The following is a 12981-nucleotide window of genomic DNA, read 5'->3' on the forward strand; positions in this document are numbered from 1 at the left end:
CAGGTCGGGACGATACACCAATATCGTCACTCAGGGACATAGCGCCTCTACTCTGCGTGACCGACTGGGGCGATTAAGGCACGCGGTGCATTCGAGTGACTGCGGAGCGTTCCCGACACTGTTCGTCCGAGGGTCGTTATCCGGTCGTCACGACGAGATTCCGCAGGGGTGCGCCCGCCGCGTACGCGGTGATCTGAGCCGCCAGCAGCCGCTTGGCGCGGGGCATGAACGCCGAGGTGGAGCCGCCGACATGGGGGCTGATCAGCACACCCGGAAGATGCCAGAGGGGATGCCCGGCGGGCAGCGGCTCCGGGTCGGTGACGTCGAGCGCGGCGGTGATGCGGCCGCTCTCCACCTCCGCGATCAGCGCCTTTGTGTCGACGACCGGACCACGGGCGACGTTGACCAGCAGCGCCCCGTCCTTCATCCGGCTCAGGAAATCGGCCCCCACCAGCCCCTTCGTCCGCTCGGTCAGCGGCGTGGACAGGATCACGACGTCGGCGTCGGGAAGCAGCGCGGGAAGATCGGTGAGTGCGCGCACTTCCCCGCGCTCCGTTGTCCGTGCGGAGCGCGCGACGCGCGCCACCCGCGCGCACTCGAAGGGCGCGAGCCGGTCCTCGATCGCGGCGCCGATGGACCCGTACCCGACGATGAGCACCGACTTGTCGGCGAGCGCCGGGTAGAAGCCCGCACGCCAGTCCTCGGCGTCCTGGCCGCGGACGAAACCGGGGATGCCGCGCAGGGAGGCCAGGATCAGCGCCAGGGCGAGTTCCGCGGTCGACGCCTCGTGGACACCCTTGGCGTTGCACAGCCGCACGCCGGCGGGCAGCGAGGCGAGCCCCGGCTCCACATGGTCGATGCCCGCGGAGAGCGTCTGGACGACCCGTACGGAGCTCATGGCGGCGAGCGGCCGTATGGCCACCTCCATGCCCTTCAGGTACGGAACGACGTAGAAGGCGCAGTCCGCCGGGTCGGCCGGGAAGTCCGGGCCGCCGTCCCAGAAGCGGTAGTTCAGGCCCGACTCCGCGGGCGCGGGGAGGCCGTCGATCTCGTCGGCCGGGATGGGAAGCCACACATCAGCAGTCATGCTCAGGAGGCTATGCGAAGGCCCCTGCTGATCATTGGTTAGTTTTGGGGGCGGCCGAGGGAGAGGTACGGGGAGTTGGAGCGCAGGGCGATCGGTGCGGCGGGCCTCGAAGTGGGCGCTGTGGGGCTGGGGTGCATGCCGATGAGCTGGGGCTACAGCGGCTCCCAGCAGCGTGGCGACCGCTCTGTCCGTACCGTCCACAGTGCCCTCGACGCCGGTTCGACCCTGCTGGACACGGCCGACATGTACGGGCCGTTCACCAACGAGCTGCTGCTCGGCAGGGTGCTCAAGGAGCGGCGCGCGGACGCCTTCGTCTCGACGAAGGCCGGCCTGCTCGTGGGTGACCAGCACATCGTCGCCAACGGACGCCCCGGCTATGTGAAGCGCGCCTGCGACGCCTCGCTGCGCCGTCTGCAGACCGACGTGATCGACCTGTACCAGCTCCACCGCGCCGACCCCGAGGTCCCCGTCGAGGAGACGTGGGGCGCGATGGCCGAACTGGTGGGCGCGGGGAAGGTGCGCGCGCTCGGGATGTGCGCCGTCGGTGCGCGGGCGCCCCGCCGGTCGGGCGGCCATCTGTACGAGGGAACGATCCGCCAACTGGAGCGGATGCAGCACGTGTTCCCCGTCAGCGCGGTGCAGGCGGAGCTGTCGGTGTGGTCGCCGGAGGCCCTGGAGCGGCTGCTGCCCTGGTGCGAGGCGCGCGGCGTGGGGTTCCTGGCCGCGATGCCGCTCGGAAACGGCTATCTGACCGGGACGCTCACGCCCGGCCAGGGCTTCGAGCCCGACGACGTACGCGCGCGCCATCCGCGGTTCACGGCCGAGATGATGGCGGCCAACCAGCCCGTGGTGGCGGGCCTGCGCCGGATCGCCGAGCGGCACGGCGGGGGCGCCACGCCGGCGCGGGTGGCGCTGGCCTGGGTGCTGGGCCAGGGGCGGCACGTGGTGCCGGTGCCGGGGACGAAGCGGCCCGAGTGGGCGGTCGAGAACGCGGGCGCCGGGGAGCTGGAACTGACGGCGTACGACTTGGCGGAGATCGCGGGGCTGCCGGCGGCACGCGGGTCGTGGGACTGAGCCGGCCGGGGCGGGTCCGGGTGGGCGCGGTGCGATACCGGCGGAAGCGGGTCCGGCGGACGCGACCCGGTTTCCTCACGCGTGAGCCGGGTTCTCGGCAAGATCGGGAACCTGGAGGGCGACCGCGGTGTAAGAAGAACAGGAAGGCAGCAGCACCGCCGCCGTCGAAGGGATCAGAACCGTGCACCGTCCTGCAGTGACGGCCGTGATGGCCGCCCTCGTGCTCCTCTTCGCGGCCGGGTGCTCGTCCGGCGGGGAGAACGGCCCGGCCGGCGGGACGCCCGGCCCCTCCCAGGACGCCGCCCCGTCGGCCACGGCCCCGAACAGCGCGCCGAGCCCTGCCGGGCCGCCCGCGAAGGGGTCGGTGAAGGTCGTCTCGACCCTGACCGAGGATCTGGACACGCCCTGGGGCGTGGCCGCTCTGCCCGGCGGCGACCTGCTGGTCTCCTCGCGCGACAAGGGCACGATCACCCGGATCGACGCGGCGAGCGGCAAGAAGACCGAGGTCGGTTCCGTGCCCGGGGTGGAACCGGGCGGGGAGGGCGGCCTGATGGGCCTTGCCCTGTCCCCCTCGTTCGCCTCCGACCACCAGATCTACGCCTACTTCACCACCGCCTCCGACAACCGCATCGCCCGCCTGCTGTACGACGAACAGAAGCCGGCCGGCCAGCAGCTCGGCGCGCCGGACACGGTGCTGCGCGGCATCCCCAAGGGCGTCATCCACAACGGCGGCAGGATTGCCTTCGGCCCGGACAAGATGCTGTACGCGGGCACGGGCGAGACGGGCGACACGGGACTGGCCCAGGACAAGGAGTCCCTCGGCGGCAAGATCCTCCGCATGACCCCGGACGGGGAGCCGGTCCACGGCAACCCGGAGGCCGACTCCGTCGTCTACTCGTACGGCCACCGCAATGTGCAGGGGCTCGCCTGGGACGCCGAGAAGCGCCTGTGGGCGGCGGAGTTCGGGCAGAACACCTGGGACGAGCTGAATCTGATCGAGCCCGGCAAGAACTACGGCTGGCCAGAGGCAGAGGGCAAGGGCGGCGGGTCCGGGTTCGTCGACCCGGTGGCCCAGTGGAAGACGGCGGAAGCCTCTCCGAGCGGCATCGCCTACGCCCAGGGCTCGATCTGGATGGCGGGGCTGCGGGGCGAGCGGCTCTGGCGCATCCCGCTGGCCGGTGCGGAACCTTCCGCGGACCCCCAGCCGTTCCTGGAGGAGGAGCACGGCCGCCTGCGCACGGTCGTCTCCGCGGGCGGCAACAGGCTCTGGCTGGTCACCAGCGAGACGGACGGCCGGGGCACGCCCGAGGCGGGTGACGACAGGATCCTCCAGCTGGAGGTGCGATAAGGGGTGATGGCCGGTGTTCAACGCCTTCGAGGAGATCTTCGCGCCGGGCCGCAAGCACGCCGACGACGAGCGCAACCGGCTCGCGCTGACACGGGTCGACACGGCGGACGGGGACCCGGGCCGCGGCCCGATAGACCTCTCCTCGGGCAAGGTCACGGTCCGCACGCAGACGTCGCGGCCGGACGCGGACTCCGCCGATGGCGACGGGGCACCGGACCGCGAGCCCCCGCCCGGGCTGTCGGCGGACGCCGTGGACGACGACGCACCAAACCCGCCCGGCCCCGGGCGGACGCACGACGCGGACGACATCCCGGCGGACACGCCCCCCGAAGGCGGCAGGGCACCGGACCGCGAGCCCCGGCCCGGTCAGCCGGCGGACGCCGCGACCCACGACGCACCCGCCCCGCGCCGGGCGGACGCACGACGAAGGCCGGGACGGCGACGGGAGCGGGGCGGCGGCCCGGCCGTAGACCGGCCCGGAGGCAGGCGGCGGCAGGCAAGCCCGGTCGCGGCGTCCGCGGCCGAAGCCGCCGGCCACCCGGCGAACACCGCGGCCCCGCAACGCGCCGGACGCCCCGTGGGGGACCGCGGCACCGGCGGAGCGCGGCCCGACGGTGGCGGCGGTGGGCAACCGGGTCCTGTCCGGGCCCGCCGGCGGCCCGACCGGTCCCCCGGTCCGTCCCCGCCGGACGGGCGGCGCCCGGCACGGCGGTTCGCTTCGCGCGGGGACGCGGCGCTCCACCTCGGACGTGACAGCTCAGGCCCGGTCCGCGGGCTGCATGTCCGCCTCCGGTCCCGGCGCGACGTCTGCCGCGGTCGGCCGGAGGCGCCTGAGGCGGGGGGCCAGAGCGAAGGTGACGGCGGCCGACGCGGCGGCCATGACGGTCATCGCCGTCGCGGGCGAGGTGAACTGCGCGATGCCGCCCGCGATCGCCGCCGCGACGCCCTGCATGGTGAGCATCCCGGAGGAGTGCAACCCGAAGGCGTGCCCGCTCAGTTCGCCCGGCGTCAGGGCTATCAGCCGTTCCTGGAGCAGCAGGCTCGCGGAGAAGCCGATCGACGCCACGGTCACGGCGGCGAGCGCCACGGGCAGCGGCGGACGCAGGGCGAAGACGAGGTACGGGAAGGCGAGCATCAGCAGCAGTGGCGGCGCGCCGAACCGTTCCCGCCACCGCGCCGGCAGGAAGCGGCCGGTCAGGGTGTCACCGGCCAGCATGCCCACCGCGGCGAAGGCGAACAGCAGACCGGCGTGACGGGGCGCGTAGGAGACGAAGAGGGACTCGGCGCCGACGACGAGGCCGTTGGGCACCCACAGGGCGAGGTAGATGTGGCGCCGGGGGCGCGCCGACCACAGACGGGCGTTGGTCCGCCAGGTCTCCGCGGCCGACGGACGGCCCTTGGCGCGTGGCGGCCGCCCGGCCAGGCCGCAGCCTGCGACGGCCGCGGCAAGCACGTACAGAGCGGCGCCGGTGAGCAGCGCGCCGCGTGGCGACACCACGGCGACCAGGACGCCGCCGAGGGCGTAGCCGCAGATCTGCAGGCTGCCCGCGCACATGTTGAGCACCGACCGGCCGAGCAGGTAGCCGTCGGCGGGAAGGATCTCGGTGAGGAGCCCGTACCGCACACCGCCGCCGATGGAGCCGAGCATGCCCTGCACCGCGAGGATCAGGAAGACCGCGGCGATCGGCAGGCCGGGCAGGGCGAGGGTCGCGGTGCCGGCGGCGAAGCAGAGCGCCAGCCCGACGGTCGCGGTGCGCGGCGGCAGGCGGTCGGCAGCCGACAGCAGGAGGCTCGCCCCGGTCATCTGCGCCAGCAGCGGGCCGAACATGCTGAGCGCGGCGAGGAGCGGTGACCCCGTCGCGTCGTACACCAGGGTGCCCAGGGCGAGGCCGCTCACCGTCAGTGCCGCCACGTGCGCGGCGGACGCCGCGAGCAGCGGGACGAACTCCGGGGTTCTGAAGAGTTCTTGGTACGTGCGCATGCGAAGCAGCTTCCGCAGAGCCGCCCCGTGGGCGTTAATGTTTCGCGGGGAGGCGAAACCGTTGGGCTGGTGGGAAGTCAACGCGGACACGCTCGCGAACAGCCGCTTCGTCGCGTCCCCGCTGCTGGAGACGGCGGCGGCCCTGATGCTGCTGGAGAGCGGCACCGCCGCCCACCCCGCGGAGCGCCGCTGGCTGGACACCCACCGGCCGGCGTACCGGGAGCGGCTGGCCGCCGACCCGGTCACCGCGCTGCTGGTGCCGGTGGCGCTGGGCAGGCACCGGTGGATCGCCGACTTCGTGACGCCGGTGCCGCCCCCGGAGGGTGAGGCGCGGAAGGGCGAGGCGGCGTTCGACCAGGAGTTGACGCGGCTCAGGGAGACGCCGTCCGGCACCGCCCTCGCCGACCTGGAGGTCGCGCACCGGGGACCGCTCCCCGCGGTGCTGCGCCGCGACGACCTGCCGGAACGCGTCGCGGATCTGCTGCGTTGGGTGTGGCGCGAGACCGTGGCGCCGTCCTGGGCGCGGCGGCGGCGTGTCGTCGAGGCCGATGTGGTGGCGCGCACCGACCGGTTGAGCCGGGCGGGCTGGGCGGCCGCACTGGACGACATGCATCCGGAGATGCGGTGGCTGGGCGGCAACCGGCTGCAGGTCAACACCCGCGCCTATCCGCCCCGTCGGCTGATGGGCGCGCAACTGCTGTTCGTACCGGTCACGCCGCGCACGGGCTGGATCTCCACGGACCGGCCCGGCCCGGACGGGGCCGTGCACCGGTACGCCGTCGTGTACCCGTGCTCGGGCGCGCTGGCGGAACCGGGCCGGGCCGCGGCCCCGGAGGCGCTGGCCAGACTGCTGGGCGCCGGGCGGGCGGATGTGCTGGTGCTGCTCGACGCCCCGCTGAGCACCACGCACCTGGTGGCGGTGACGGGCCAGGGCCTCGGCTCGGTGGGCCGTCATCTCAAGGTGCTGCTGGACGCCGGGATGGTGCGCCGCCGGCGCGCGGGACGGTCGGTGCTCTACTACCGCACCGCCGCCGGTGACGTGCTGGTACGGGTCCAGGGCCCGGACCCGATCGCGGTTCAGGGCTCTTGAAGCAGAGCACCCCCGGCCGCCGTCACGCAGTACATCGAGAACCATCAGCGCCCCACCTGACCGCCACAACGGAGACGCCGAGCACTCCGGGCCTCCGAACGGATCGCCTTCACTCCCGCCCTGAAGGGGGGAGCACTGGCCAAGACGGGAGGTAGACGTACGGCGTCGTGGTGCACAGCGCGGTGAAGCCGAGCCGTTCGAGGATCGGGCGGCTGTCGTCGGAGGCGTCCACCTGCAGATACCGGACGCCCTTGGCGACGGCGAGCCGGGCCCGGTGGGCGACCAGGGCGCGGTAGATGCCGCGGCCGCGCCAGGCGGCGAGGGTGCCGCCGCCCCAGAGGCCGGCGAAGTCGGTGCCCGGGTACCGCTCCATGCGGGCGGAGCACACCGGGAGGTCGCCGGCCAGGGCGAGGGTGATGTCTATCGTGTCGGATTCCTCGGCCAGTTGGACGAGCAACTGCTCGCGCAGCCGCTCACCGCCGGTGCCGAAGGCCTGTTCGTGCACCCGCACCACGAGCTCGACTCCGGCCGGACCGGTCACCGGCTCCAGCCGTACGCCGCCGGGCAGTTCGACGTCGCCGGCCATCCGCGCCGCCTCGCCGACCATCACGGTCTCCTCGGCCTCCGGCACGAACCCGGCGGCGCGCAGCCTTTCCCCGAGGTCGTCGGGGTGTCGTAGCTGTACAGCTTCCACTCGAAGGGCCGGCCGAGCGCGGAGAAGTGCCGCACCTGCCGCTCGATCACGGCGTCGGCCGTCTCCGCCCGCAGCTTGGACCAGACGACGCCGTTCCACGCCCCGCCGTCACCGGACTGCCGTACGACGTCCCCGTCCCGTTCGCCGGGATCGGCGCCGCGCCGCAACTGCCGGTCGAAGAGGCCGAGAACGTCCGCGTGATCCTGTGGTTCCATCCGCGCATTCCAACACCGAAGGCCGCCGTCCACCAGCGGTTTTCCGCCCCTGACCGAGCTGAGCCTCGACGGCTGCTCACGGGGTGCTGGAAGGCGTGGACGGCCGTCGTCGACCGGTGACCGTGCCGGGCCGCCGGCCCGCCCCGGCTACCGCTGCGCCCGCCGTTCGCGCCACTCCGGGGCCAGGACCGACCAGATCTGCTCGTCCTGGCGCTCGCCGCGGTACAGGTAGACCTCGCGCCGGGTGCCCTCGTGGGTCATGCCGAGGCGCTTGGCGACGTTGATGCTGGGCTGGTTGGCGGGGGCGACGAGCCATTCGACGCGGTGGATGCCGCGTACGTCGACCGCCCAGTCGACGAGGGCCGTCACGGCGCGGGTGACCAGGCCGCGGCCGGACACCGAGGGCTCGAGCCAGCAGCCCGCCTCGCAGGTGCCCTGCTCCACGTCCATGGTGCGGAACATGACGCCGCCGACGAGGATGCCGTCCAGCCATATGCCGTAGATGCGGCCGGTGTCCGCGGCCGCCTTGTCGGCGAAGCGCCGCAGGAAGCCGCGGGCGGAGTCGGCGTCCTTGACGATGTCCGGCAGGCCCACGTGGCGGCCGATGTACTCACGGCCGCGCTCGATGTGGTCGAAGAACTCCTGTGCCTGCCAGGGTTCCAGCGGACGCAGCTGTGCTCCGTCGCCGCCGAGGTCTGTCGCGAACACACTGCTCCTTCGACGGCCTGCGGGCTGCTAGGGCACGAGCTCGCCGTCCTCGCGCACGCGCCCCTGCGGGATCCTCGCATGCGCGGCCTCGCGGGACGCCGGCTTTTCGATGCTGATGCGGGGCAGCACCCGGTCGAGACCGCGCGGCAGCCACCAGTTCCCCCCGCCGAGCAGGTGCATCAGCGCGGGCACCAGCAGGGTGCGCAGGACGAACGCGTCCAGAGCCACCGCGGCCGCCAGGCCGATGCCGAACATGGCGATCACCCGGTCGCCGCTGAGCACGAAGGCGAGGAACACCGAGATCATGATGACGGCCGCGGAGTTGATCACCCGGCCGGTCTCCGCGAGTCCGACCCGTACGGCACGCCGGTTGTCGCCGGTCTCCAGCCACTCCTCGTACATCCGGCTGACCAGGAAGACCTGGTAGTCCATGGAGAGTCCGAAGAGGACCGAGACCATGATCACGGGCAGGAACGGTTCGATGGGGCCCGCTCTGCCGAGGCCCAGCAGCTCGCTCCCCCAGCCCCACTGGAAGATCGCCACGACGACGCCGAAGGCGGACGCGACGGCGAGCACGTTCATCGCCGCGGCCTTCAGCGGAATGCCGACGGAGCGGAAGGCGAGAAGCAGCAGCAGGCACCCGAGGGTGATCACGACGCCGATGAACTGCGGCAGTTTGCCGACGATGACCTCGGCGAAGTCGTCGTAGCTCGCGGTGACGCCGCCGACGTGCACCTGGAGCGAGGTGCCCTTCTCCGCGACGGGCAGGACATCGGTGCGCAGCCGGTCGACGAGCTCGCTCGTCGCCTTCGACTGGGGTGCGGTCTCCGGGACGACGGAGAGCAGCGCCGTGTCGCCGCTGCCGTTGTAGACGACCGGGCCGACGGAGGAGACGCCCTCGGTGTCCTGGAGGTCGCCGCGGAGCCGGTCCATGGCCACGTGGTCGTCCGGGCCCTCCAGTCCGGCGACGAGCGTGAGGGGCCCGTTGACGCCGGGGCCGAAGCCTTCGGCGAGCAGGTCGTACGCCTGCCGGGTGGTAACGCTCTCGGGGCCGTTGCCCTGGTCGGAGGTGCCGAGGTGGAGGGAGAACGTCGGCAGGGCGAGCACCAGCATGACGGCCGCGGCGAGGGCGCCCAGCAGTTTGGGCCGGCGTTCGACGAAGGCGGACCAGCGGGCGGCGAAGCCGGTCGGCGGCTCGGGCTGCGGCCCCAGCTCGGCCAGCCGGCGCCGTTCGCGGCGGCTCAGCGCCCGCGTGCCGATCAGCGACAGCAGGGCGGGCAGCAGCGTCACGGAGGCGGCGACGGTGAGCACGACGGTGAGGGAGGCGGCGATCGCGACGCCGTTCAGGAAGCCGAGCCGCAGGATCAGCATGCCGAGGAGCGCGATGCAGACGGTGGCGCCCGCGAAGACGACGGCACGGCCTGTGGTGGTCACGGCCTCGCGCACGGCCAGGTCCACGGGCAGCCCGCGTTTGAGGCCCTGGCGGTGTCTGGTGACGATGAACAGCGCGTAGTCGATGCCGACGCCGAGGCCGACCAGCAGGCCCAGCATGGGAGCGAAGTCGGCGACGGTCATCACATGGCCGAGGAGCACCGTGCCCGCGTAGGCGGTGCCGACGGAGACGAGCGCGGTGGCGATGGGCAGCGCACTCGCGGCGAGGGAGCCGAAGACGAGGAAGAGGACGACGCCCGCGACGGCCACGCCGACCGTCTCCGCGAGATGGCCGCCGGCAGCCTCCGTCATGGCGACGGCTCCGCCGCCGACCTCGACCTCGAGCCCGTCGGCGGTGGCCGCTTTCGCGGTGTCCACGACGGCCTGTGCCTGGGCCGGCGGGATGTCCCTGACCCGGTGGTCGTAGGTGACGTGGGCGAAGGCGGTCCGTGAGTCGGAGCTGATCTGCGGTGCGCCGTCGCTGCCGTACGGGCTCACGACGAGGGCGATGCCGTCGAGTGCGGCGACGTCGTCGAGCATCGCCGACATGCGCTTCTCGACGTCGGGGTCCCTGACGCTGCCCCGGTCCGTGTGCCAGACGATGGTGTCGCTGTCCCCGCCCCGTCCGTCGAAGCCCTCCTGGAGCACGGCGGTGGCACGGCCGGATTCGGTGCCCGGGACCTTGTAGTCGTTGGAGTACGCGGTTCCCGCGATGCCCGCCGCGGCCGCGGCGCCGCCCAGGGTGACGAGCCAGAGCAGGACGACGACGAGGCGGTGGCTGACGCACCACCGGGCGATTGCTGCCAACGGACCGGCTCCCTGGGTGGTTCGCGGATCTTTGGTCGGGAACAGCCCGCAAAGAACTCATGACCTGCAAGGAGACACTCTGGCAGCCAATCGTGATCATTTGTCCCATTCGTGGTGTTACTCACATGGCGTGCCCGCCGCCCGGCCCGGCCACCGCTCGTCACCCGGAGACGCTGGCCCGGCCGTTCTCTATGTGGCCCATCAGCCGGCGCCGGAAAGCCGGCTCGGGACGCGGGTCCGGCTGCGGGTCCGGCTGCCGGCCCGGCTCCACCCCTTCGGCGGTCACCTCGATGTCGTACCAGCCGTGGGCGTCGGCCGCCGAGTGGACGACCGTGCGGCTGCGGCCCGCCTTGACCGTCACGCGGCGGGTCCAGCCGTGCAGATCGGCCTCCTCGACATAGCCCAGGGGCCGCACCGTGAAGGTGAGCGGCGTGCCGCCGTTGTTGCGCAGGGCCAGATGCAGGTCGCGGTCGTGGTGGTCGACGGCGGAGGCGACCTCCGCCGCACCACCGGCGGGCCCGGCGAACTCCCGGCGGAAGCCGTTGGGGCCGGTGATGGTGAACCGGTAGGCGTCCCCGGTAAGGGGCACCCTCCATTGAGCGCTGCCCCTTACATCGCGGTGCTGCGGGACCTCGAACTCCCCGGCGTACGGGTAGAGCGCGAAGTGCGCGCTCGCCCGGCCGCTGTTGCGGAGCGCGACGGTGACCGCGTCCGCGGAGACCACGGCGTCGGCGTCGGGCTGGTACGGAAGAGGGCGGGCGGGCCGGGTGCCGGGTTCCTGGACGGGCATCGACTGCACCGCCGGCGGCAGCGGCCGCCAGCGGCCCGTGAACGGCGGGATCTCCCCCGGCCGCTCCACCTCCGGCTGCGGCGCCGCGCGGCCGAAGTCGAAGGCCGACGTCAGGTCGCCGGTGACGGTACGCCGCCACGGCGTGATGTTGGGCTCCTCGACACCGGTCCACTTCTCCAGCAGCCGGATCACGGAGGTGTGGTCGAAGACCTCCGAGCACACATGGCCGCCGACGGACCAGGGGGAGACGACGAGCATCGGGACGCGGATGCCCAGGCCCGTCGGTAGCCCCTGCCAGCGCTCGTCGGTGTCGTCCGCGGGCGGAACGGGCGGCGGGACGTGGTCGAAGAAGCCGTCGTTCTCGTCGTAGTTGATCAGGACGACGGTGTGGCGCCAGACCTCGGGGTGGGAGGCGAGGGCGTCGAGGATCTTGTACATGAGGGAGGCCGAGGCGACGGGCGAGGAGGCGCCGGGGTGCTCGGAGTCGACGGCGGACGGCACCAGGTACGAGACCTCGGGGAGCCGGCCGGCGGCGACGTCGGCGCGGAAGTTGTCGGCGAGGGCGCCGCTCTCCACGCGGCGCAGTCCGCGCTCGAACAGCGACCGCTCGCCGGGCGTCAGCGTCGCGACGCCCTCCTCGAGCGCGGCGAGCAGCGCGGCCCGCTCCTCCGGGTCCCGGGTGGCGCGGACCTTCGCGTAGAAGGCCTCCAGGTACGTGAAGTCCCCGGCCCCCGCGTCACCGGTCCTGGCCAGTGCCTTGCGGGCGATCTTCTTGAAGCTCGTGAAGAACTCGATGCTGTTGTCGGTGAAGTTCTCCCACTCCGTGTACGTCTTCCAGCTCCGCCCCGCCTTCTCCAGGCGCTCCGCGTACGTCGGCCACGGGTAGCCGGGGTGGGTGCCCTCGGCGTACGCCGCGTTCGTGACGGCGCGGCTGCCGTCGGCCTCGTACCCGGTCCAGCCGCTCCACAGGTGGTTGCGGTTCGGGTTCGTCGAGGTGTGGACGGACGAGTGGTAGGCGTCGCAGACGGTGAAGGTGTCCGCGAGCTCGTAGTGCAGTGGCAGGTCGCGGCGGTCGTAGTACGCCATGGTCGCGGCGGTCTTCGCCGAGACCCAGCCGTCCATCCAGCCCTCGCGCCACGCCCTGGCGCCGCCGCCCCACGAGTGGTCGAGATCGCCGATGTACTGGAGGTCCTTCCGCTGGGCCTCCGCGGCGTCGCGCACCGGGAACGGCAGGACCGTCCCGCCGCCGGGCGCGGGCTGCTCGTGGACGGGCCTGCCGGTGGGGAGTTCGACGGCGTTGCGGTCACCGAAGCCGCGCACGCCGCGCAGTGTCCCGAAGTAGTGGTCGAATGACCGGTTCTCCTGCATGAGGATCACCACATGCCTGACCGCGCGCAGCCCGCCGCTCGGCGGTGCGGCGGCGAGCGCGGCCCGCAGGGACGGCGGCAGCAGCGAACCTGCCGTGGCGGCGCCGACCGCGCCGGTTCCGAGCGCGAGCACTCTTCTGCGCGAAATCTCCGGTGACACGACCGACCTCCCGTCGACGGCAAACGATCGTCATCGATCCATTGCTCGGCTGGGACGGTAGCCAGTGCGGATGGCGGTGAGAAGACCTGGTGACATCCGCGCGGTGAACGTCCAAGAGGCCGTGGCGGAAGTCCGGCCGGGCGTCCGCCGCGGTTCCCCGCCCGGGGCGCGATCGCTCCGCGTACGCGGCGGGTCAGGGCCTCGCCGGGCGTCGCTTCCCCGCGCCCGG

At 73.0% G+C, this 12981-nt stretch carries 8 protein-coding genes and 2 pseudogenes; 4 read left to right on the forward strand and 6 right to left on the reverse strand.

What is annotated here, in order from left to right; genetic code table 11:
* Positions 1–136 precede the first annotated feature (136 nt).
* Positions 137–1087, reverse strand: a complete 951-nt coding sequence (locus tag ACFYOP_RS10865) for a 2-hydroxyacid dehydrogenase (protein WP_356892883.1) — start codon at positions 1085–1087, stop codon at positions 137–139.
* A 75-nt stretch (positions 1088–1162) separates the two neighbouring features.
* On the opposite strand from ACFYOP_RS10865, the gene ACFYOP_RS10870 reads away from it, so the two are divergent.
* From ACFYOP_RS10870 to ACFYOP_RS10880, 3 genes and pseudogenes are all read left to right on the forward strand, one after another.
* Positions 1163–2161 carry an aldo/keto reductase gene (locus ACFYOP_RS10870; protein ID WP_356892881.1) on the forward strand — a complete coding sequence of 333 codons (999 nt, stop codon included), beginning with the start codon at positions 1163–1165 and terminating at the stop codon, positions 2159–2161.
* A gap of 208 nt (positions 2162–2369) precedes the next feature.
* Positions 2370–3509 carry a PQQ-dependent sugar dehydrogenase gene (locus ACFYOP_RS10875; RefSeq protein ID WP_356892963.1) on the forward strand — a complete coding sequence of 380 codons (1140 nt, stop codon included), beginning with the start codon at positions 2370–2372 and terminating at the stop codon, positions 3507–3509.
* 13 nt (positions 3510–3522) lie between these two features.
* Positions 3523–3657: pseudogene (locus tag ACFYOP_RS10880) on the forward strand (DUF6191 domain-containing protein); the annotation flags it as partial.
* A gap of 609 nt (positions 3658–4266) precedes the next feature.
* Here ACFYOP_RS10880 and ACFYOP_RS10885 read toward each other — a convergent pair.
* Positions 4267–5490, reverse strand: coding sequence for an MFS transporter (locus ACFYOP_RS10885; protein ID WP_356892879.1), 1224 nt, complete (start codon positions 5488–5490; stop codon positions 4267–4269).
* Between the two features lie 61 nt (positions 5491–5551).
* On the opposite strand from ACFYOP_RS10885, the gene ACFYOP_RS10890 reads away from it, so the two are divergent.
* Entirely contained in the window at positions 5552–6580 is a 1029-nt protein-coding gene (locus ACFYOP_RS10890; protein ID WP_356892877.1) for a winged helix-turn-helix domain-containing protein, read from the forward strand.
* 109 nt (positions 6581–6689) lie between these two features.
* Here ACFYOP_RS10890 and ACFYOP_RS10895 read toward each other — a convergent pair.
* The 4 genes and pseudogenes from ACFYOP_RS10895 to ACFYOP_RS10910 all read right to left on the reverse strand — a co-directional run bounded on the left by ACFYOP_RS10895 (position 6690) and on the right by ACFYOP_RS10910 (position 12752).
* Positions 6690–7489 (reverse strand): annotated as a pseudogene (locus tag ACFYOP_RS10895) (GNAT family N-acetyltransferase).
* Between the two features lie 147 nt (positions 7490–7636).
* A complete protein-coding gene (locus ACFYOP_RS10900) occupies positions 7637–8197 on the reverse strand; it encodes a GNAT family protein (RefSeq protein ID WP_356892875.1) in 561 nt (186 codons plus the stop codon).
* Between the two features lie 27 nt (positions 8198–8224).
* Positions 8225–10435, reverse strand: coding sequence for an MMPL family transporter (locus tag ACFYOP_RS10905; protein WP_356892873.1), 2211 nt, complete (start codon positions 10433–10435; stop codon positions 8225–8227).
* Positions 10436–10595: 160 nt separating this feature from the next.
* Positions 10596–12752 carry a phosphocholine-specific phospholipase C gene (locus tag ACFYOP_RS10910; protein ID WP_356892871.1) on the reverse strand — a complete coding sequence of 719 codons (2157 nt, stop codon included), beginning with the start codon at positions 12750–12752 and terminating at the stop codon, positions 10596–10598.
* Between the last annotated feature and the right edge of the window lie 229 nt (positions 12753–12981).

The organism is Streptomyces sp. NPDC006294 (genome assembly GCF_042870895.1).
GTDB lineage: Bacteria > Actinomycetota > Actinomycetes > Streptomycetales > Streptomycetaceae > Streptomyces.

Excerpts from the sequence above, each read along its gene's own strand:
- ACFYOP_RS10875 (WP_356892963.1), top strand. The coding sequence starts at position 2,370 with ATGGCCGCCCTCGTGCTCCTCTTCGCGGCCGGGTGCTCGTCCGGCGGG.
- ACFYOP_RS10865 (WP_356892883.1), bottom strand. The coding sequence starts at position 1,087 with ATGACTGCTGATGTGTGGCTTCCCATCCCGGCCGACGAGATCGACGGC.
- ACFYOP_RS10885 (WP_356892879.1), bottom strand. The coding sequence starts at position 5,490 with ATGCGCACGTACCAAGAACTCTTCAGAACCCCGGAGTTCGTCCCGCTG.